Here is an 18,941-nt window from a genome sequence, read left to right as displayed (position 1 = left end):
AGGGAGCGCACTTGCCGCGCGTCGGCAATTCAATGCTTTCAAAACGACTTTCGCCATTTCCCCGTTTGTAAACCGGCGAATGACTCTCCATAATCCTTCAGTGCTTTCGCGAAAATTCCGGTTTCAAAAAGCCTGAGCAAAGAGGCCGATCATGCCAGCGTTCGTGACTTTCGGGCGGATTCTGTTCGCCGTGCTGTTCATCTACACGGGCGCGGCAAGACTGTTTGCCATGCAGGCGACCGTTGATTTCATCGCCGCCAAGGTCGTGGTGCCCGACATGATCGCGCCTTACGCCAAGCAGGTCGAGACGGCGACGGCCATGACGACGCCGCAACTGCTGGCGATCGCGGTCGGTGTCCTCGAGATCATCGCTGGGGTGATGATCGCGCTGAATTTCGGCGCGCGGTTCTTCGCGATGCTGATGATCATCTATTTCGCGGTCGCGACCTTCCTGTTCTACGACTTCTGGAACCAGGTGCCGCCTGACAACGGCAAGATGCTGGTGGACGCGCTCAAGAACCTGTCGATCATCGGCGCGCTCTTCATGATCATGGGCTACGGCCGCGCCACGCGTCCGGCCGAGGCGGCCTACGGGGACGTATAAAAGTTAAACCGCTACGTCCTGCGCCACGGCGTGACGGTCACGTCATGCGCGGCGTCGAGCAGATACGGCGCGCCCGGCTTCATCCCGCGTGAGGCCAGCACCTCCTGAGGCGTGCGCCCCGGCACTTCCACAAAACAGCCCTCGCCGCCGGGCAGCCGCAGATGCGGGGCTTCCGACAGCCAGAATGTGTCGTAGCGATCCATGAACATGTCGAACACGACGGGGCCGCCGATGATTGCGACGGTGCCGGAGGCGACATCGGCAAACGCACAGGCGTCTTCGAAGCTGACGTGATCCGGATTCCACAACGTCGCGTTCGGCATTTCGGGATCGACGGTCAGAGCCTTGATCTTGCGGGTCAGGATCAGGCGCTTGCGCTTGGGTGAATTCGGCTGCTGCTCGTGCGAGTGACGGCCGTGCACGATCAGCGCAGCGCGATCGAGCGCCTGCTCGAAGAACAGCTTGTCGCCTTCGAATTTCAGGCTGTCGGGCATGACATGCGCCGCGTCGGCGAGCATGCCGTCCGCGGAGACGATGACGTAGCCTTCGATGCGAAAGGACAAGGCGCGGCTATTCGGAAACCGTCGTCACGACGCTGTTGACCGGCCGGGTGCTCACCGTCGGCAGCTTGACGTCCTTGAGCAGCTCCTGGTCGTATTCCGGCAGCGTAGAGGCCGGGAACTTGGCGCGCATCGCCACCACCTTGTAGCCGCCGGCCTTCAGGCGCTTGAGCAATTCGGGCAGGGCCTCCGCGGTGTGCTTCTGGAAGTCGTGCATCAGGATGATGCCCTTGCCCTTGCTGTCCAGCTTCTTCATGACGGTCTCGACCACCTTCTCGGGCTTCGAGGCCTTGAAGTCGAAGGAGTCGATGTCGCAGGAGAAGATCGCCGTGTTGCGATTGCCGAGATAGGTGACCATCTCCGGCGGATGCTGGAGCGCCGGGAAGCGGAAGAACGGTGAGGGCGAAATGCCGCCGAGCGCCCATTTCACCGCGGAAAGACCCTTCTCGATCTCTTCCTTGCGCTGCGCTTCCGTGAGCTTCTTGTTGTTGAGATTGGCGTGCGACCAGGTGTGGGTGCCCACGGTGTGGCCGGCCGCGTAGACCTGCTTGAGGATCTCCGGCTCGTACGTCGCGTGCTTGCCGATCGAGAAGAAGATGCCGGTGGTGCACTCGTCGGCGAGCGCCTTCAGCACCGCAGGCGTGTTCTTGGGCCAGGGGCCGTCGTCGAAGGTCAGCACGACCTCCTTGTCGCGCAGGAAATCGAGCTCCTTGAAATGCTCGAAGCCGAAGCCGGGACCGCCCGTGGTGTCGATCTCGACGGTGCGGGCGACGCCCAAGGCGCCCGGCGTGTTGCAAGCCGCGCGCGCGGGCTGCGGCGCCTGTTTAGGCGCGGGAGGATTGACGAAGCCCGCCGGCGCGGCGGCTGCTGCAGGAGCGGGTGCCGGAGCCGCAGCGGGCGCAGCCGCAGCCGGTGTTGCCGCCGGTGGGGCTTGCGTCGCGGCAGCGGGCTTTGCAGCCGGGGTCTGCGACCATGCCGCGCTCGTCATCGCCAGAGACATCGCGCTTGCCAAAATCAGTCCTGCCGCCACACGCATGGTGTTGTCCTCGAGATTGATCCCGTTGTTCCGCCGCGGCTTTTCGCCTCCGGCAAAACCATCCTGCCCCTAACGAGATCCTAGCCTAGATGGTGGGCCCTCGCCATTGCAACGGCTGTTTGGCGCCCCACCGCAATTGTGCCCAACCGGGTTGCGGGACATGCGCCGTCAAGTGTCGGCCAGCGCCTTGGCGATCGCCGTCTTGATCCGCGTGTCGGCCGGCTCGACCGTGGATGCAAAGACGTCGGCGATATAGCCGTCCCGGCCGATCAGGTATTTGTGGAAGTTCCAGCGTGGAACATCCTTGGGGCGCGCCTCTGCCGCCCATTTGTAGAACGGATGCGCTTTCGCACCGACCACGACAGCCTTGGCCGCGATCGGGAAGGTAACGCCGTATTGGTGGTGGGCGGTCTCCGAGATCTCGCTGGTGCCGCCGGGCTCCTGTCCGCCGAAGTCGTTGGAGGGCACGCCAATGACGGTGAGGCCGCGTTGGCGAAACTCGCCCCAGATGTCTTGCAGGCCAGCGTATTGCGGCGTGTAACCGCAGAGCGAAGCGGTGTTGACCACCAGCAGCGGTTTGCCGGTGAAGGCCGCAAGGCGGATGTCGCCGCCTGACAATGCCGGGAAAGAGAAGGCGTAGGCGGAGATTCGGCTCATGCCGCCATCCGCCAGTGCACGCGTCACCGGCGCCAGCGTGCCTGCAAAGGCGGCGATGAGCATCGTCCTGCGGTTCATCATGACGGCGTCCCGCGAAATGATCCGAGGCACATGTTACCCCGCCGCTGCGAGCGGCCTCGTCAACACCGCGTTATCTGCCGCGATAAAGCCCGCTAGTACAGGCGGACGATGAAATCGGTGCCTTCGCCAGTCTCGCCCTGGTTGATGCCCTGGTCGGAGACGATGATCGAGCCGCCTGACGTCAGCATTTCGTTGATCTTCGTGATCGTGTCCGCCGGGACCGAGATGCGGTCGAGGGCTTCGGCCGGGCTGTCCGGCGTGACCACAGGCTTGGCAGCGACGGGAATCACGGCTGCGCCACGCTGGTGGCCTGTCATGCGGCGATCATCCTCGCGCGCGGCAGAGCGGACGGACACCGGCAAGGACACCACCGACCAATGCAGTGCATTGGAATCGGCCTTGTCGACTTCGGCGGTAAAGACATGCGTGCCGAGCGGTCGATCGCTCGCGGCGATCGTGACAGGCACCTCGAACAGCGGCGCAAAGTTCTGCCGCACGTAGAGCTTGGAATCCTTGCGGCTGATGAAGACCGCGATCTGGCCCGCGCGCTTGGGCGCTTCAGGTTTCGCCACGGGCGCCGGATCGGCAACGCGGGTTTCGTCCTTCTTGACGTCGGGCGTGGCCGCCTGCGCTGGAGCCACGGCCGGTGCATCGGGCGTCTTCGCGGGTTCGGCGGTTTCGGACTTCGGCGTCTCCGCGGCCTCGACAGGCTTCGCTTCAGTGTTCGCGGGCTGCGCGGCATCTCCGGCCTGGGGCTTGGCCGCGTCCGCCGCCTCAGCGGTCTTGGCCTCGGGCTTTGCGGTGGTCTCGGTCTGATCGGCCGAGGCCTCCTCGCGGACCGGGACATATCCGGTGGTCACGTCCGACAACACGGTGTGGCCGACCGACGAGCGCAGCTCGAGCACGCCGTCCGCGCTGGCAGTCTTCGTTTCAACCGGCTTTGCTTCGGTGGCCCCGGTATTGGCCGCGCCCTTGTCGGCCTTCTCGGCGGCATCGGTCTGCGGCTCCAGGCTGGCCGCGGGTTGCGGCGGAACGCGCACCGAGGCAAGCAGCGGATGTGAGAAGTTCTGCGGTGACATCTGCCCGGGCGAAACGATCACGCGCGCGCCCATCCTGGTCCAGTTCCACATCTTCACAGCGAACGCCATCGGCATGCGGATGCAGCCGTGCGAGGCCGGATAGCCCGGCAGCACACCCGCATGCATGGCAACGCCCGACCACGTGATCCGCTGCATGTACGGCATCGGCGCGCCGCTATAGATGTTGGAATGGTGGAATTTGTGCTTCTGGATGACGCTGAACACACCCATCGGCGTCGAATGGCCCTTCATGCCCGTCGACACCGGGGATTCCGCGAACACGCCCTTGGTGTCGTAGACCGTGACCTTCTGCCGATCGATCGAAACGACGATGACGAGGGGGCCTTGCGGTTTCGTGCCGGCTTCTTTTTCGGCAACGAGGTCTTTCTTGCCGGCCGCACCACGCTTCTGCGGCTTCTGGCGCGGGACTTCGGGATGGCGCTCCTGGCGCCCGTAGGACCCGTCGGAATAATCCGTCCAGTAATAAAACGCTGCGTCCGCCTGGCTCGCCGTGCCGATAGCACCCGCCGCCGTCAAAATGGCGACCTGCCAAAATCGCGCCGGCTTGGCAGAAAAACCAGACCCGTTCACGCTGTTCATCATCGAATCCATAATCCAAATCAGATGTTAGTCTCTCAGAGGGGATACGCGTTCACCAGCACGGCGGTTCTGCGATCAGCTACTTTTGTCCAAAGCGTAGCAAAAAAGCCTCACGGAGCGGTAAACGGCGGCCGTATCGGCCTGCCGATCGTCTTCCTGATCGGTCGCCTCATACCTACATTGCTGGGACTTGTTACTGGAGAACTTCATGTCATCTCGTTTCCCCAGTCTTTCCAGCATCCGCTTGAAAGGCCTCGCTTTATTTCTCCTGGCGCTGACCGTGCCTGCGGCGTCCGCATCCGCCGCGGACGAGCCGGATCTGATCTTCCGCCGCTCGACCGTGTTCAAATGGATGAGCCCGAACGACAAGCTTGCGACCTATGGTCTCGACGATCCTGAAGTCGAGGGCGTGGCCTGTCATTTCACGGTGCCGGAGAAGGGCGGCTTCAAGGGCTGGCTGGGCCTTGCCGAGGAGGTCTCGGACATTTCGCTCGCCTGCCGTCAGGTCGGCCCGATCAAGTTCAAGAACAAGATGGAGCAGGGCGACGACATGTTCCGCCAGCGCCGCTCGCTGTTCTTCAAGAAGATGCAGATCGTGCGCGGCTGTGACGCCAAGCGCAACGTGCTGGTCTACATGGTCTATTCGGACAGGCTGATCGAGGGCTCGCCGAAGAACTCGACCTCGACCGTCCCGGTCATGCCGTGGGGACCGGCGGACGCAAACGTCCAGAAGTGCGGAGAGTTCTTCACTCAGTGACGCTCTTGCGTTCACTCACTGACGCGTTTGCGTTCACCAATGACGCGTTTGCGTTCACGCGATGATGTCAGCGCGGCTGGCGCGCGGTTTTGCAAGATGCGAGCCGGTCAGCCGCACGAATGATTGCGGTGTGGCCTCAAACCCGCGGCTCGATTGCAGCGCCATTTCGCCAGGCGAATTGGCGCTGCTGCGAACAGACCGTTGCTCCCGGCGGTCCGTTCGTTGGTCCGCATCGCGCGTCGTTGCGCGATTCTGCGCCGTCATGATGGCCGTTCCTCACATGAACGCGCTCGGCGATTTCCGGGCGTCTCGGTCTCGATAGCTTGGGTCGCCGTCGAAGCGCCCCCGGTTCGACGGGGCCCAGCCTTCGTTCGGCTTCTCTTCAGCAGAAAAACGTAAAACGCATGTGAAGGGTGTGAGGCGGGATCATGACGGCGCCAGCATTCCGGCGCGCAGCCGAGCGCGCACGGAACCTGCCAAGCCACCTCGGGCGGCCGCACGACCCATCTGAAAAGATTGAGATTTTCCGTCGAATATGTCGTCGCTCCGAACGGGACGAAACAATTCTCACGGAGATGAAACCATTTTCCGGCTTTGGCGCATCACGCGCGAAACCGCCCATGGTTATCAACCTCACAACGACGACGGCGCACGCCGGCCAGAGAATTCGGAGACAAGTCCATGCGCACGCTCAGCCTCATCCTTGCTTTCGGTTTCGTGCTCGCCGGCTCCTCGTTCGCGGGCTCGCCGGACGGCAATGTCCCAGGCATCGGTACTTTCCAGTACAGCGGCTCGCCGATCATGACCCCGGCGCCGCAGCCGATCGTGGTTTCCGCGCGCTTCTGATCGTCACAATAAAAATCAGCCGATAAAGGCCATCATGATTGTTCGTACCTTCGCTGCGGCGTTCATATTCCTTCTCACGATCAGTGCCGTTCAGGCGCAGGTGCGCTCTCCCTCCAGATTACCCGATCCCCGTACCGAGTTCGTGAGGCAATGCGCGCCGCGCATGCTCGGGCGATGGGAGCATCCGGAAGAGGTCTGCGGCTGCCTGCACGATCATGCTGCCGCCGTCGTCGAGGATCGCGATCTCCGCGAGGCCCTGCTGCGCGGCATCAGCGAGACCGGGGTGCCGACGATCGAGACCGACTGGGTGCCGGCCGCAAAGCAGACCGAAATCGGCCCGACCTTCACCAAGATCGCGAAGCCGACCCTGCAATGTATGTTCGATCCGGCGAAGTAGCGCTCATCGCTTTGATTTCGGACCAAACCGCGACACGCAGGTGCTCGTCCGTGCGACGCCCTTGTCGGTCATCTTGGCGCCGCGCACTTCCTTGACCTGTCCGGCGGGGCAGGTTCCGTCGTCCACTTGCACGCGCTGGCCGAGCTTGAGATCGACGATGTCCTGCTCGCGTCCGACCGTGCCTGCGCGCGCGGTCGCGGCGAGTGCGATGAAGATCAGGAGCGAGAGGCAAGTCGCGCGGCGTAGCAGCATGGTGTGAGCTCCCGGCATCGATGCCGCAATGTAGGGAGCGGCAGCCGATTCTCATAGTGAGCGTTCGTCATGCCCGCCGGGCCGGCTTGCGTCTCGCACGCAAGGCCGCTCGCGATTCCCGCGCGAGCCGCTCGGCGGATGCGACGAGCTTCGGAACCGCGTGGCCGGAAAATCCCAGCACGAAACCGGGAAGAGGACGCGCGCGTGAATAGGTGTCGGCCAACAGCCAGCCTTCGGCGCCGGCGGCCTGCTTGGCGTCTGCCGCCACAGCCAGATCGACCGAGGGATCGAACCGGGCGACAAGATGCAGACCCTGTGATGGGACCGGCACCGACAGCACGCCCTCGGATTCGGCTTCGAGCGTCCCGGCCAGCGCGTCGCGCGCCTCGCGGTAAAGCTTGCGCACGCGCTTCAGGTTCGCCGCGAACGCGCCGGAATTGAGCATGTCGGCCACCGCGCCCTCCATCAGCGTGCCGGGAAAGCGGTCGAGCGCGGCCCGCGCGGCGGTGACATCCGCAATCAAGCGCTCGGGCAGGGCGCAATAGCCGATGCGCAGGCCCGGAAACAAGGTCTTGGCGAACGTGCCCATGTAGATCACACGCTGGAGGTGATCGATGCCGGCTAGTGACATCAGTGGCGCGCCGTCATAGCGGAACTCGCTGTCGTAATCGTCTTCCAGCACGAAGGCGCCGGCCTGCCTGGCCCAGTCCAGCAGCTCGAGCCGTCGCGGCATCGACATCTGCACACCCAGCGGAAACTGGTGCGACGGGGTCACATAGGCTGCGCGCGCGGACGGCGCCGCTGCGCGGCCTTTGGCGACACGCATGCCGTGCGCGTCGACGGGAACGGACACCGCACGATAGCCGCAATGCGCGATGGTTTTCCGCGCAGCGGGGTAGCCGGGGTCTTCGCACCAGACCTGGTCGTTGGGCTTCAGGATCGCGCTCAGCACGATGCGCAGCGCGTGCAGCGTGCCCGACGTCAGCATGATCTGATCGGGATCGCAGCGCAGGCCCCGCGCCGACAACAGATGATCGGCGATCGCCGCACGCAGCTCGCGGCTGCCACGGGGATCGCCATAGTGCAGATGCTCCGCGCCGAAGGCGCGCATGCGACGGCCGACAAAGGCCCGGAAACGCTGCACGGCGCGCGCGTCGATATGGGTGCAGCCGAGCGAAAACGCGCCTTGCCCGGGCGTTTCGACGCTGATCTTCGGCCGCTTCGGCTCGGCCGCGCGCGCGGGGATGCGCGCGGCGACGAAGGTGCCGGAGCCGACTGTTGCGTCGGCAAAGCCGTCGGCAATCAGCCGCTCATAGGCGGTGACGACGGCATTGCGCCGAAAGCCAGTCTGTTTGGCCAGCGTGCGCGACGGCGGCAGCGGCTCGCCGGGTTTCACCAGACCGCCGACGATCATCTCGCACAGCGCCTGATACAGCCGGTGCGCCGACGAGGCGCCAGCCGTGATGTGCGGGCCTGCGAGGTCGAGCGGCAGCTCGGCTTTGGCCGGCGAGGAGACGGAATTGGTCGGAATTTTTCGCATGGAATTGGCACTATCGCAGACCAAATCCGTGGCTACAACTGCGCTGGAAGTGTTTCAATCCGACAGGAGCGGCCGTGAGCCAGACCGAGAACCAAAATTCCTATCCGACATCCGCGCGCAACCAGGTGAAGCGCCGTCACGACCGCGGCTTCTACGATCACGACACCGTTCATCGCATCCTGGATTCCTCGATGCTCTGCCACGTCTCCTACGCGATCGACGGCCAACCCTATTGCACGCCGACCTTCTTCTGGCGTGAAGGGACGAAGCTGTACTGGCACGGCTCGAGCGCCAGCCGCATGCTGCGCAACCAGACCCGGGGCGAGCGTGTGTGCCTGACGGTCGCCCATCTCGACAGCCTGGTGCTGGCGCGCTGCGGGTTCAATCACTCGGCCGACTACCGCGCGGTGATGGCATTCGGCACCGCCTATCTCGTCACCGATCCCGAGGAGAAGGAGCGCGCGGTGATCGCCATGGTCGACCGCTTCTTCCCGGACCGCACCGCGAGCCTGCGGGCGAGCAACACGCAGGAGATCAAGGCGACCTCCTTTATCGCGATGGAGATCGAGGAGGCCTCCGCGAAAGTCCGCGCCAAGGGTGTCGCCGACGATGACGAGGACTATGAATTGCCGATCTATGCCGAGCGCATCCCGGTGCGCACCGTGCTCGGCGCGCCGGAGCCTTGCCCGCGGCTGCTTGAGGGCGTGCGCCGACCGGCGACACTGAATGGCTATTCGGAGGGCCGGCTGCTCGAAGATGCATTGCGGGATGCCTATTTTGCAGAGTACCCGAACGGCTGAAATCGGCTAGCTTGCGCTCCATCGATGATCTCAATGCCCGATTGGAGTTGCCTGATGAATGCCGAAACGCAGCAGAGGATTCTTGACGCCGTCGATGCCGGCTTCGAAGCCCAGCTCGCGACCACACGCGATTTCGTCGCGATCCCCTCGACTCGCGGTGCGGAGGGACCGTGCCAGGACATGATCGGCGACCTCCTGCGCGTGCGCGGCTACGAGGTCGACGACTGGCACATCAATGTCGACGATCTCAAAGATCTGCGCGGCTTCGGGCCCATCGAGCACGATTTTTCGAAGGCGCGCACTGTGGTCGGCACGTACCGGCCCAAAACCGAGGCGGGCAAATCGCTGATCCTCCAGGGCCATTGCGACGTCGTACCGGCCGGCCCGCTGGAACTGTGGGACACCCCGCCGTTCTCGCCCGTCATCAAGGACGGCAAGATGTTCGGTCGCGGTGCCTGCGACATGAAGTCGGGCACCATCGCAGCGCTCTCCGCGCTCGATGCGATCAAGGCCGCGGGCCTCAGGCCGACGGCGCGGATTCACTTCCAGTCCGTGATCGAGGAGGAGAGCACCGGCGTCGGCGCGCTCTCGACGCTTCAGCGCGGCTATCGCGCGGATGCTTGCTTCATTCCTGAGCCGACCGGCGGCAAGATGGTGCGCTCGCAGGTCGGCGTGATCTGGTTCCGCCTGCGCGTGAAGGGCCATCCGACCCACGTCGCCTTCGCCGGCTCCGGCGCGAACGCAATCATGGCGGCCTATCATTTGATCCAGGCGCTGCAAAAACTCGAGATCGAGTGGAACGAGCGGGCGAAAGCCGATCGTCACTTCAAGACGCTGAACCATCCCATCAACTTCAACCCCGGCATCATCAAGGGCGGCGACTGGGCCTCCAGCGTGCCGGCCTGGTGCGACGTCGATTGCCGGATTGCCGTGTTGCCGGGCTGGTCGATCGCCGATCACCAGAAGGAGATCATGGCTTGCCTTGCAGCTGCCGCGCGCAACCATCGTTTCCTCGCCAATAATCCCCCGGAGGTCGAATGGTCGGGCTTCTTGTCGGAAGGCTATGAGCTGACCGACGCCGCCGCGCCGGAAGCCGCGTTCGGCAAGGCCTTCAGCGCCGTCTATGGCGGCCAAATCGAAGACCTCGTCTTCACCGCGCTCACCGACACGCGCTTCTACGGCCTCAATCACGGTATCCCGAGCCTGTGCTTCGGCGCGAGTGGCGGCGAGATGCACGGCTTCAATGAATATGTCGATCTGCAATCGCTGAAGAAGACGACCAAGGCCATGGCGCTGTTCATCGCGGATTGGTGCGGGGTGGAGAAGGGGTAGGGGCCTTCCGTCGTCATTGCGAGGAGCCCTTGCGACGAAGCAATCCGGACTGCCACCGCGGAGGCAGACTGGATTGCTTCCGCCTTCGCTAAAGCTTCGGCGGACAAGTCGCTGCGCTCGCAATGACGGGAGCTGCCCAATCCACCGGGGTTCCAAAATCCTTTAAGCTTAAACTAAAGCCTAGGACGCCGCCCGCGCTGGTGGCAGACTGGCGCCAGGTCCACAAGGTCTTGAGTCCGTCGAGGAAGTCACGATGCGCGATTGGGATGACGCTTACGCCAATTCGGCCCATATCCCGGGCTCGGACAAGATACCGGCGCTGTGGGCGGAGCGCGCGGCGGCTTATCGCGCCGGACTGAAGGAATTTCGCGCCGACATCGCCTATGGCCCCGGCGAGCGCCAGCGCCTCGACCTGATCTTGCCCGACGGCGACAGCAAGGGCCTCGTCGTCTTCGTCCACGGCGGCTACTGGATGCGCTTCGACAAATCGGCGTGGACTGATCTCGCCGAAGGCGCGCGGCATCACGGCTGGACGGGCGCACTGCCAAGCTACACGCTGACACCGGCCGCGCGCATCTCCGACATTACGGCGGAAATCACCGCAGCGATCGCCAAGGCCGCCGCGCTCGTCGCGGGACCGATCCGGCTCGCCGGCCATTCCGCAGGCGGGCATCTCGTTACGCGCATGCTGTGCGACGACAGCCGGCTGGAGCCCGCCGTCTTCAACCGCATCGCCGGGACGCTGTCCATCAGCGGCCTGCATGATCTGCGTCCGCTGCTCAAGACCAGGATGAACGACACCCTGCGCATGACGATGGAGGAGGCGACGCTGGAAAGCGCGGCGCTGCATCTGCCGCGCGGGCCTTCACCCGTGACCGCCTGGGTCGGTGGCAACGAGCGGCCCGAATTCATCCGCCAGTCCGATCTGGTGGCCAATGTCTGGACTGGCTTCGACGTGCCGACGCGTCTTGTCGTCGATCCCGGGCTGAACCATTTCACCGTGATCGACGCCCTCAAGGACCCGTCGTCGCCAATCACCGCGCGCCTGATCGGCCTCGACTGACGAGGCCTTAAAGATCGATCGAAAGGGCATGCCATGACGTCCAGCGAATACGATCCCGCAAGCGAAGGCGCCGAGACCGATTTCGCCCGGCGCATGTCCTACGGCAACTATCTGGCGCTGGACGCGATCCTCGGTGCGCAGCATCCGCTGTCGGAAGCGCATGACGAGATGCTGTTCATCATCCAGCATCAGACCACCGAACTCTGGATGCGGCTCGCCATCCACGAGCTCAGCGCCGCACGTCGTTCGATCGCGAAGGATGAAGTGCAGCCTGCGATGAAGATGCTGGCACGGATGTCGCGTATCTTCGAGCAGCTCAACGGCGCCTGGGACGTGCTGCGCACCATGACGCCCAGCGAGTATACGCGCTTCCGCTCGCAGCTTGGCCAATCCTCAGGCTTCCAGTCGCGGCAATACCGGTTGATCGAATTCCTGCTGGGCAACCGCAACCACGCCATGCTCAAGCCGCACGCGCACGATCTGGAAACCACGCAGCTGCTCGAAGCCGAGCTCGCGACGCCAAGCCTCTATGACGAGGTACTGCGGCTCGCCGACCGCAACGGGCTCAAGATGCCTGCGGCCGTGCTGGCGCGCGATGTTCGCGAGACCCATAGCTTCAACGAAGGTGTGCTGCAGGCTTGGCGTATCGTCTACGAAGCGCCGGAAACGCACTGGATGCTCTACGAGCTGGCCGAGAAGCTGGTCGATTTCGAGGATTATTTCCGGCGCTGGCGCTTCAACCATGTGACGACAGTCGAGCGCGTCATCGGCTTTAAGCGCGGTACCGGCGGCACCGGCGGCGTCAGCTATCTCAAGCGTATGCTGGAGGTCGAGCTGTTTCCCGAGCTCTGGCGCGTGCGCACGATCCTGTAGAGATTTTCATGACCATGCTTCGCGTTTACGACGACACCAAAGCGCTGTTCCATATGCCCGACGGTGTCATCTATCTCGACGGCAATTCGCTCGGCGCGCTGCCGCTTGGCGTGGCCGAGCGCGTCAGTCGCGTCATCACCGCCGAGTGGGGCGATGAGTTGATCCGCGCCTGGAACACAGCGGGCTGGTATACCCAGCCGCGTCATGTCGGGGATCGCATCGCGCGACTGATCGGCGCGGAAGCCGGCTCCATCATGGTCGGAGATACGCTGTCGCTCAAAGTCTATCAGGCGCTCGCCGCCGCGCTCGATATGAACGCATCGCGCAAGGTCGTCCTGTCGGACACCGGTAATTTTCCGACCGACCTCTATATGGCCGAAGGCCTGATCGCGACGCTCGGCCGTGGCGATCAATTGCGCCTGGTCGCGCCGGAGGAGATCGAGGCGTCGTTGTCGGAGGAGATCGCGGTGCTCTACATCACCGAGGTCGATTACCGCACCGGACGGCGCCATGACATGGCGAAGCTGACTGCAAGAGCGCATGCGCTCGGCATCGTCACGGTATGGGACCTCGCGCATTCGGCCGGGGCGCTGCCGGTTGACCTTGCAGGCACCGGCGCTGATTTCGCCGCCGGATGCACCTACAAATACATCAACGCCGGCCCCGGCGCGCCAGCCTTCCTCTACGTCGCGCCGCGTCACGCCGACAGCGTGCGAGCCGCTTTGTCGGGGTGGATGGGGCACGCAAAGCCGTTCGCGTTCGAGCTTGCCTATGCAGCCGCGGGCGGTGTCGAGCGCATGCGCGTCGGCACGCCGCCGGTGCTGGCAATGGCGGCGCTGGAGGCTTCGCTCGACATCTGGGACCGCGTTGATATCAGGGAAGTCCGCGCGCTTTCGCTGGCGCTCGGCGATCTCCTGATCGCCGAGGTGGAACGCCGCTGTCCGTCCTTGAAGCTTGTTACGCCGCGCACGCATGAGCGCCGCGGCTCTCAGGTCTCTTTCGCTTTCGACGGGGGCTACGCCGCGATGCAGGCCCTCATCGCCCGCGGCGTGATCGGCGATTTCCGCGCGCCTGACATTATGAGGTTTGGCATTACGCCGCTGTATATCGGCGAGAGCGAGATCGTGCGGGCCGCCGAGTTCATCGAGGAGGTGATCGCGGGCGAGGTGTGGCGGCGGCCGGAGTATCAGGTGGTGAATGCGGTGACGTGAGGTACGAAGGCTGTCTCCCCCGTCCTTGCGAGCGCAGCGAAGCAATCGAGAATCTTTCCGCGGATACTGGATTGCTTCGCTGCGCTCGCAATGACGACCTCGGACGTCATTGCTTTGCCGCGCGGAGCAATTCACCCTGTGAGCAGAATGATTTGGGAGGAGATCCGATGACGCCGCTCGAGAAGCTTAAAGCAATGAAGATGCCGTTTGCCGAACTCAAGGGCGTCGAGTTCGTCGAGGCCGGGAAAGATCGCGTGGTGGCGCGGATGACGGTCAGGCCCGATCTCTGCACGCTTCATCACACCATCCACGGCGGCGCGGTGATGGCGCTGGCCGATTCCGTCGGCGCGGCGGCCACCGTGATCAATCTCCCGGAGGACGCCAAGGGCACGACCACGCTTGAGAGCAAGACCAACTTTATCGGGGGGGCCAAGGAGGGAACCACGGTGATCGCGACCGCCACCCCAGTCCACAGAGGCCGGCGAACCCAGGTCTGGACCACCCGGCTGGAGACCGAGGACGGCAAGCTGGTCGCCGTGGTGACGCAGACCCAGCTGGTCCTCGTATGAATACGGGGGCTTGATTTTGTTAACGAATTAGTCGCCTCCCATGTCCGAAACTTTGGCAGGTTCCCGTCTTGAAAAATTTGTTGCGATGCACAATATTGGAGGCCTAGGGATTCGAACGCCTCCTCGAGGGACACCAAGAGGAGTTTTGACTTGTCACTCGCAGCAGATTTTGGACTTGAAGTAACCAGCCGCCCGAAGTCCGTTCAGGGCTACGTGCGCACGTTGAGCCAGCAGGAAGAATTGCCGCTCTTGCGCGATCACCTGCTGAGGCTTGATGCCGAAAGCCGGCACGACCGCTTCAACGGTTTTCTCGACGACAGTTTCATCGAGCGTTACGCCGCCCGTTGCGCCGAGGACGGCACCGTGATCGTCGCCTATATCGTCGACGGCGTGGTCCGCGGGGCGGCCGAGCTGCACCCGCCCGAGGGCGATTCGCTGCCCGAGGTCGCCTTCAGCGTGGAAGCCTCGGCGCGGCGCCAGAACGTCGGCACCGTGCTGTTCAGCCGCCTGATCGCGGAAGCGCGCTGGAAAGGCTACAAGCGCCTGCGTATTACCACCGGCGCCGAGAATCACGCGATGCGGGCGCTCGCCAGGAAGTTCGGCGCGCATCTGCAATTCCGTCATGGCGAATCGACCGGTACGATCGATCTCGCCAAGGCGCCTGAGGACGAACTCGCTGATCTCGCGGCCTCGCCATTCGCGGCCGGCCGCGCTCTTATCAGCTTCAACTCGACCTGCTGGAAGATCATTTCCAGCATCTATGGCAATCGCGCCGCCTGACCTGAAAAAGCCGATTGGAATCAAAAAAGCGGACCGGCAAAACCGGTCCGCTTTTGTATTCAGAATAGCGAGCTCAGGTGCCGGTGCGCTTGTCGTTGCCGAAGCGGCGCACGACACGGCGTTCGACCACCACCGAGCGCTGTGCGCCCTGTTCGCCGGCGATCACGCGGGTCGAGGTGATGCGGCTGTTGGTGCGAACCTGTTTCTTGACCTCTGCCTGGACGACATCGAGCGGCATGCCCATCAGGGCTGCGGCGATCTCGGCCTGCTGCTCCTGATCGTCGGTGATGCCGACGGCGGCGAAGATCGCCTCGTCCAGGGTCGGCGGATCGTGGCGCACGCGCCGCGTGCCATATTTGGTATTCCAGTCTGCGTTCATAACGGCCTCGTTTCGATGCCGGGATACCTAGTGCTGTCTATGTTGCATTGCAATATGAAATCGGTGTGGCATCTCAGCTATGCACCGGTTGGGTGTCAGGTGGTGACGCGTCACCGGCAACAACTGGACCCGCTGTTGTGGCCAGCGTTTCAGCGCCGCGTGGCCCGCTTCCGTCAGCCCGTAGATTCCCCGCTCTGTGCGTTCGAACCAGCCATACACATTGTTAAGCATGATCTTGCCGGCATCGGGACAGCGTTGGCGCAATTCGCTCACCTTCCGCGGGCCCGCTGCAAGCTCCGAGGCGCAGGCCAGCGCCTGCTGCCGATAGGCCGTCATGATCGGCGCGCGCGTGCTACCGCCGAGCACCGGATCGCCCTGGCGGCGCTGATGCTCTACGACGAGGCGCGAACGGACCTTCGGCTCGCGGCGTGGGGCTGCCGTCGGCGGCTTCACCAGCACCTCGACCTGACCGCGATCGGTCACCCCGAGCATGCCGAAGCCGAGGCGGCGACAGAGATTGCGATAGCGCGCGTCGGTCTCGCGTCCCTTGCCGCGCACCGACATCTTTGCGGCGATCCAGACCTCGTCGCCGGCCGGTGCACGATCGACCGCCTGAAGGATCAGCTCGAGATTGAAGCTCAGCTTGAGCTCGCCGATCACGACTACCGGCGGATCTCCGGCGCTGAGGCCCACGAGATCGCAGCCGCCGATCTCGCCCTTGACCGTGAAGCCGAGCTCTTCGAGGAAGCGTTTGACAGGCAGATAGAGCGTGGTTTCCAAAGAAAGCTTCCGAGTGTCACGTCCGATCGGAGAATCAGTTGCGGCAGTTTAGCCCGGAACGGGCTCGGGGCTCTGCGCCATTTGATCGGGAACAGATGATCCGGCTGTTGGCGAGAACGTCGCACTCACCGGCGAGCAGAGCATCCGTTGCAAAGGCAATCTCCGGCTTTTGGTGCCGGATTGACGCCTTTAGCCTATGAGACGGTCGTAGTCTGCGTGCGAGCCGATCCAGAACCAGACGCAGGCTCCATCAGACTCGATAGCGAGGGCGCGATAACGTAGGCCGACTCTGGCGGACCAAAATCGTCCGACCCGTTTGAATTGAAGCGAGGGATGCGTTGGGTCGTTCTTCAGCAGCTTGAAATTGGCATCGGCGAGCCGCCGAACATTGACGGGCAATGCCTCATAAGCCTTCCAGAATCTCGTGGAAGCTGTGTGCTTCACAAGTCGCGCGTTTGGGCGGCGCGATAATCGCTCAGCGCTTCCTCGGCAAATTGATCGAGCTTACCCGCCTTGATATCCTGCTCCAGGACCTGATCGAAGCGTTCAGCGTCGAACTGCTCGAACCATGCACGAAACCGGGCCAATTCGTCAGGCGTAAGTCGCTCGACCGCTTGCTCGATATCTTCCGTTGTCATGGTTCGAATATAGCAATGCAGGAAGGTTTAGAAAAGGTGGGCGGCAGTTGAACCTACACCCGCCCGCCGACCGGGATCAGCGCGCCGGTGACGCCGCTCGCGGCATCGCTGGCGAGGAACAGGATGACTTCGGTGAGTTCCTGCGGTGTCACCCATTTGGCGAAGTCGGCTTTCGGCATGTCGGCGCGGTTCGCCTTGGTGTCGATGATCGAGGGCAGCACCGCGTTCACGGTCACCTTGCCTTTCCACTCGCTCGCCAGCGCCTCGGTGAGCCGGTGGACGCCGGCTTTCGAAGCCGCATAGGGTCCCATGCCGGAGCCGGCCTGAAGCGCTCCCATGGCGCCGATATTGACGATGCGGCCGGCTGTGGACGCGGCCAGATGGGGCAGCGCCGCGTGTGAGGCGTTGAGCGCCGTCAGCAGGTTGAGCGCATGCATGTGCTGCCACGTCTTGACGTCGCCGTCGCCCACGGTCTCGACGGCGAAGCCACCGGCGATGTTGACCAACACGTCGACCTTGCCAAAGTGTCTTGCCGCCACCTCGACCGCCGTCTTTGCTTGTGCCGCCTCGGACAGATCGACGCCGCCGATCTCGATGCGCTCAGGCGTCGCGGAGATTTGCGATGGCGCATGGTCGATGCCGGCCACGCGCGCGCCGCGCGACTGCGCCGTCTCGGCGACGACTTTTCCAAGTGCGCCGAGTGCTCCGGTCACGATCAGAACTTTGCCTTGCATCATCGTTCTCCCGGCACGGCCGTATAGGATTTATTCCCGCTTACGATTGCAAATAGCGCGCCTTCAGTGCGGTCCGTTCCGCTGTGCCGAGCTTGAGACCGTCGCGCAAGTAGGTTTCGAGATCGCCATACTCGCTACCGACGGCCTCGAAAGCAGCGGCAAGATACGAGGCCTCGACGGTGCCGATCGCGTCGAGAACATCGGCGGGAAGATCGGAGACATTTGATGCGTCGCGCTTGTAGTGCCGGTTGGTCAACAGGTAGTCCTCGGCAATGATTTCGTCGGCGACGCCGAGCGCATGCAGGATCAGCGCGCTGGCAAAGCCGGTGCGGTCCTTGCCGGCGGTGCAATGAATGACCAGTGGCGCGCGGTCCTCCAGGAGATGACCGAACAGGTTGCGGAAACTGGCCGTGTTGTGGCGGACGTAGTTGCGATAGGATTCGCGCATGAGTTCGAGCGCGACCGGCGCGGTCAGCCTGCCTCTGGCGACCTCGGCGCGCAGCGCGGCCACGACCGTCGGCTCGATCGGCAGTGAGTGCACGGCGATCTCGCTGACCCCGCAGACACCCGCCGCGCGCTCCTCGACGCCGCGAAAATCGAAGGCGCTGCGCACGCCCAGCGCGCGGACGATCTCGACATCGGCGGCAGTGAGCTGGCCGAGATGGTTGGAGCGGAAGATGTGCCGCCAGCGCGTGGTGCGGCCATCTGCGGTCGGATAGCCGCCGAGGTCGCGAAAATTGCTGGCGCCTTGCAGGGCGAGATGGCGGGTAGGGGAGTCTTTCATGGAGGTGTCTTGTCACGCATCTGAAGCGGTCGGTGACCGCCTGTGCGACCATATGATCCCGCAATCAAGTCCGGAATCAAAAAGGGCCGAAACACCGTTGTTTCGACCCTTTTTCGACTGACGCCGGCATTGAGAGACCGCGGCGGTATTGAACCGAACGCAGGCATCAGCGATCCCATTTCGGCTTGGCTTCATCGACTGCTTCCTGATGGTACCAGCTGCCGCTGCAAATCGTCTCGTTTACGGGGAGCGAGGCGTGGTTGGCGGGAAGGCCGGTCTCACCGTTGCGGCGCCCCCCGAGAGCCGAGCGGCCCCCGACAGGGAATTGGTAGATCTGTGCAGATCCGTGACTTAGTCCATTGTTCATCATTGCGGTATCTCCCGAGATCGCAGCGCTGGGCCTCCATAATGCGCCCGACTCGTTGGCTTGTGGTTACTGGAATCCCCATATCGGCCGTGCATTCCGAAATGCAAAGTGCTGAAAAGGAAATCAGCCTTGGCCTATTTTGTAGGCAGACTGCATTCTGCTTCCTCTAAGGCAGCGCTCGGTTGGCTAACGCGTGGGCCGTTGCGAAGGTTGCGGGCGACG

General features: G+C 63.6%; 23 protein-coding genes. 11 read left to right on the top strand and 12 right to left on the bottom strand.

Annotated features, from left to right (window positions below; translation table 11 throughout):
* Window positions 1-151 precede the first annotated feature (151 nt).
* Window positions 152-604, top strand: coding sequence for a DoxX family membrane protein (locus tag IVA75_RS22755; RefSeq protein ID WP_247286358.1), 453 nt, complete (start codon window positions 152-154; stop codon window positions 602-604).
* A gap of 11 nt (window positions 605-615) precedes the next feature.
* Here the strand turns inward: IVA75_RS22755 and IVA75_RS22750 are convergent, their stop codons facing one another.
* The 4 genes from IVA75_RS22750 to IVA75_RS22735 form a co-directional block, all read right to left on the bottom strand.
* A complete protein-coding gene (locus tag IVA75_RS22750) occupies window positions 616-1,167 on the bottom strand; it encodes a dihydrofolate reductase (RefSeq protein WP_247286356.1) in 552 nt (183 codons plus the stop codon).
* A gap of 7 nt (window positions 1,168-1,174) precedes the next feature.
* A complete protein-coding gene (locus IVA75_RS22745; RefSeq protein ID WP_027569712.1) occupies window positions 1,175-2,200 on the bottom strand; it encodes a polysaccharide deacetylase family protein in 1,026 nt (341 codons plus the stop codon).
* Window positions 2,201-2,368: 168 nt separating this feature from the next.
* Complete coding sequence (locus IVA75_RS22740; RefSeq protein WP_247286354.1) at window positions 2,369-2,938, bottom strand: glutathione peroxidase; 570 nt, start codon at window positions 2,936-2,938, stop codon at window positions 2,369-2,371.
* A 92-nt stretch (window positions 2,939-3,030) separates the two neighbouring features.
* Entirely contained in the window at window positions 3,031-4,617 is a 1,587-nt protein-coding gene (locus tag IVA75_RS22735) for a L,D-transpeptidase family protein (protein ID WP_247286352.1), read from the bottom strand.
* A 208-nt stretch (window positions 4,618-4,825) separates the two neighbouring features.
* Between IVA75_RS22735 and IVA75_RS22730 the strand changes: the two genes are divergently transcribed.
* The 3 genes from IVA75_RS22730 (at window position 4,826) to IVA75_RS22720 (ending at window position 6,617) form a co-directional block, all read left to right on the top strand.
* Complete coding sequence (locus IVA75_RS22730) at window positions 4,826-5,374, top strand: CreA family protein (protein ID WP_027569715.1); 549 nt, start codon at window positions 4,826-4,828, stop codon at window positions 5,372-5,374.
* A gap of 681 nt (window positions 5,375-6,055) precedes the next feature.
* The gene (locus IVA75_RS22725; RefSeq protein WP_247286350.1) at window positions 6,056-6,220 is read left to right on the top strand and encodes a hypothetical protein; all 165 of its coding nucleotides are present in this window, start codon (window positions 6,056-6,058) and stop codon (window positions 6,218-6,220) included.
* Between the two features lie 34 nt (window positions 6,221-6,254).
* The gene (locus IVA75_RS22720; protein WP_027569717.1) at window positions 6,255-6,617 is read left to right on the top strand and encodes a hypothetical protein; all 363 of its coding nucleotides are present in this window, start codon (window positions 6,255-6,257) and stop codon (window positions 6,615-6,617) included.
* Window positions 6,618-6,620: 3 nt separating this feature from the next.
* On the opposite strand, the gene IVA75_RS22715 is transcribed toward IVA75_RS22720, so the two are convergent.
* Entirely contained in the window at window positions 6,621-6,869 is a 249-nt protein-coding gene (locus IVA75_RS22715; protein ID WP_027517580.1) for a DUF6719 family protein, read from the bottom strand.
* A 67-nt stretch (window positions 6,870-6,936) separates the two neighbouring features.
* Window positions 6,937-8,409: a PLP-dependent aminotransferase family protein gene (locus IVA75_RS22710; RefSeq protein WP_247286348.1), complete on the bottom strand. Its 1,473-nt coding sequence runs from the start codon at window positions 8,407-8,409 to the stop codon at window positions 6,937-6,939.
* 74 nt (window positions 8,410-8,483) lie between these two features.
* Between IVA75_RS22710 and IVA75_RS22705 the strand changes: the two genes are divergently transcribed.
* From IVA75_RS22705 to IVA75_RS22675, 7 genes are all read left to right on the top strand, one after another.
* A complete protein-coding gene (locus IVA75_RS22705; RefSeq protein WP_247286347.1) occupies window positions 8,484-9,209 on the top strand; it encodes a pyridoxamine 5'-phosphate oxidase family protein in 726 nt (241 codons plus the stop codon).
* Between the two features lie 54 nt (window positions 9,210-9,263).
* Entirely contained in the window at window positions 9,264-10,541 is a 1,278-nt protein-coding gene (locus IVA75_RS22700) for an ArgE/DapE family deacylase (protein WP_247286346.1), read from the top strand.
* Window positions 10,542-10,794: 253 nt separating this feature from the next.
* Window positions 10,795-11,604, top strand: a complete 810-nt coding sequence (locus IVA75_RS22695; protein WP_247286345.1) for an alpha/beta fold hydrolase — start codon at window positions 10,795-10,797, stop codon at window positions 11,602-11,604.
* A gap of 33 nt (window positions 11,605-11,637) precedes the next feature.
* Window positions 11,638-12,477, top strand: coding sequence for a tryptophan 2,3-dioxygenase (gene kynA, locus IVA75_RS22690; RefSeq protein WP_027569723.1), 840 nt, complete (start codon window positions 11,638-11,640; stop codon window positions 12,475-12,477).
* 8 nt (window positions 12,478-12,485) lie between these two features.
* Window positions 12,486-13,688, top strand: a complete 1,203-nt coding sequence (gene kynU / locus IVA75_RS22685) for a kynureninase (protein ID WP_247286344.1) — start codon at window positions 12,486-12,488, stop codon at window positions 13,686-13,688.
* 167 nt (window positions 13,689-13,855) lie between these two features.
* Window positions 13,856-14,257 carry a PaaI family thioesterase gene (locus IVA75_RS22680; protein ID WP_027569725.1) on the top strand — a complete coding sequence of 134 codons (402 nt, stop codon included), beginning with the start codon at window positions 13,856-13,858 and terminating at the stop codon, window positions 14,255-14,257.
* Window positions 14,258-14,407: 150 nt separating this feature from the next.
* Window positions 14,408-15,037: a GNAT family N-acetyltransferase gene (locus IVA75_RS22675; RefSeq protein ID WP_007609461.1), complete on the top strand. Its 630-nt coding sequence runs from the start codon at window positions 14,408-14,410 to the stop codon at window positions 15,035-15,037.
* A gap of 73 nt (window positions 15,038-15,110) precedes the next feature.
* On the opposite strand, the gene IVA75_RS22670 is transcribed toward IVA75_RS22675, so the two are convergent.
* The 6 genes from IVA75_RS22670 to IVA75_RS22640 all read right to left on the bottom strand — a co-directional run bounded on the left by IVA75_RS22670 (window position 15,111) and on the right by IVA75_RS22640 (window position 18,722).
* Window positions 15,111-15,416 carry a hypothetical protein gene (locus IVA75_RS22670; RefSeq protein ID WP_007591844.1) on the bottom strand — a complete coding sequence of 102 codons (306 nt, stop codon included), beginning with the start codon at window positions 15,414-15,416 and terminating at the stop codon, window positions 15,111-15,113.
* Between the two features lie 27 nt (window positions 15,417-15,443).
* Window positions 15,444-16,196 (bottom strand): DUF2161 family putative PD-(D/E)XK-type phosphodiesterase, encoded by a 753-nt coding sequence (locus IVA75_RS22665; RefSeq protein ID WP_247286343.1) that lies wholly within the window; start codon window positions 16,194-16,196, stop codon window positions 15,444-15,446.
* A 440-nt stretch (window positions 16,197-16,636) separates the two neighbouring features.
* Window positions 16,637-16,834, bottom strand: a complete 198-nt coding sequence (locus tag IVA75_RS22655) for a hypothetical protein (protein ID WP_027569729.1) — start codon at window positions 16,832-16,834, stop codon at window positions 16,637-16,639.
* Between the two features lie 53 nt (window positions 16,835-16,887).
* Window positions 16,888-17,568: an SDR family oxidoreductase gene (locus IVA75_RS22650; RefSeq protein ID WP_247286342.1), complete on the bottom strand. Its 681-nt coding sequence runs from the start codon at window positions 17,566-17,568 to the stop codon at window positions 16,888-16,890.
* A 40-nt stretch (window positions 17,569-17,608) separates the two neighbouring features.
* Entirely contained in the window at window positions 17,609-18,352 is a 744-nt protein-coding gene (locus IVA75_RS22645; protein ID WP_247286341.1) for a tyrosine-protein phosphatase, read from the bottom strand.
* A gap of 166 nt (window positions 18,353-18,518) precedes the next feature.
* The gene (locus IVA75_RS22640) at window positions 18,519-18,722 is read right to left on the bottom strand and encodes a DUF2735 domain-containing protein (protein WP_247286339.1); all 204 of its coding nucleotides are present in this window, start codon (window positions 18,720-18,722) and stop codon (window positions 18,519-18,521) included.
* Between the last annotated feature and the right edge of the window lie 219 nt (window positions 18,723-18,941).

Source organism: Bradyrhizobium sp. 134, from assembly GCF_023074155.1.
In the GTDB taxonomy this organism is placed as follows: domain Bacteria; phylum Pseudomonadota; class Alphaproteobacteria; order Rhizobiales; family Xanthobacteraceae; genus Bradyrhizobium.
Note: the sequence above shows the minus strand (reverse complement) of the source record. Positions and strands in the feature narration are given on the sequence as shown.

Bases quoted from the DNA above. Each gene is read 5' to 3' on its own strand.
- IVA75_RS22755 (WP_247286358.1), top strand. From the start codon at position 152: ATGCCAGCGTTCGTGACTTTCGGGCGGATTCTGTTCGCCGTGCTGTTC.
- IVA75_RS22745 (WP_027569712.1), bottom strand. From the start codon at position 2,200: ATGCGTGTGGCGGCAGGACTGATTTTGGCAAGCGCGATGTCTCTGGCG.
- IVA75_RS22740 (WP_247286354.1), bottom strand. From the start codon at position 2,938: ATGATGAACCGCAGGACGATGCTCATCGCCGCCTTTGCAGGCACGCTG.
- IVA75_RS22735 (WP_247286352.1), bottom strand. From the start codon at position 4,617: ATGAACAGCGTGAACGGGTCTGGTTTTTCTGCCAAGCCGGCGCGATTT.
- IVA75_RS22730 (WP_027569715.1), top strand. From the start codon at position 4,826: ATGTCATCTCGTTTCCCCAGTCTTTCCAGCATCCGCTTGAAAGGCCTC.
- IVA75_RS22725 (WP_247286350.1), top strand. From the start codon at position 6,056: ATGCGCACGCTCAGCCTCATCCTTGCTTTCGGTTTCGTGCTCGCCGGC.
- IVA75_RS22720 (WP_027569717.1), top strand. From the start codon at position 6,255: ATGATTGTTCGTACCTTCGCTGCGGCGTTCATATTCCTTCTCACGATC.
- IVA75_RS22715 (WP_027517580.1), bottom strand. From the start codon at position 6,869: ATGCTGCTACGCCGCGCGACTTGCCTCTCGCTCCTGATCTTCATCGCA.
- IVA75_RS22710 (WP_247286348.1), bottom strand. From the start codon at position 8,409: ATGCGAAAAATTCCGACCAATTCCGTCTCCTCGCCGGCCAAAGCCGAG.
- IVA75_RS22700 (WP_247286346.1), top strand. From the start codon at position 9,264: ATGAATGCCGAAACGCAGCAGAGGATTCTTGACGCCGTCGATGCCGGC.
- IVA75_RS22695 (WP_247286345.1), top strand. From the start codon at position 10,795: ATGCGCGATTGGGATGACGCTTACGCCAATTCGGCCCATATCCCGGGC.
- kynA (WP_027569723.1), top strand. From the start codon at position 11,638: ATGACGTCCAGCGAATACGATCCCGCAAGCGAAGGCGCCGAGACCGAT.
- kynU (WP_247286344.1), top strand. From the start codon at position 12,486: ATGACCATGCTTCGCGTTTACGACGACACCAAAGCGCTGTTCCATATG.
- IVA75_RS22680 (WP_027569725.1), top strand. From the start codon at position 13,856: ATGACGCCGCTCGAGAAGCTTAAAGCAATGAAGATGCCGTTTGCCGAA.
- IVA75_RS22670 (WP_007591844.1), bottom strand. From the start codon at position 15,416: ATGAACGCAGACTGGAATACCAAATATGGCACGCGGCGCGTGCGCCAC.
- IVA75_RS22655 (WP_027569729.1), bottom strand. From the start codon at position 16,834: ATGACAACGGAAGATATCGAGCAAGCGGTCGAGCGACTTACGCCTGAC.
- IVA75_RS22650 (WP_247286342.1), bottom strand. From the start codon at position 17,568: ATGCAAGGCAAAGTTCTGATCGTGACCGGAGCACTCGGCGCACTTGGA.
- IVA75_RS22645 (WP_247286341.1), bottom strand. From the start codon at position 18,352: ATGAAAGACTCCCCTACCCGCCATCTCGCCCTGCAAGGCGCCAGCAAT.
- IVA75_RS22640 (WP_247286339.1), bottom strand. From the start codon at position 18,722: ATGATGAACAATGGACTAAGTCACGGATCTGCACAGATCTACCAATTC.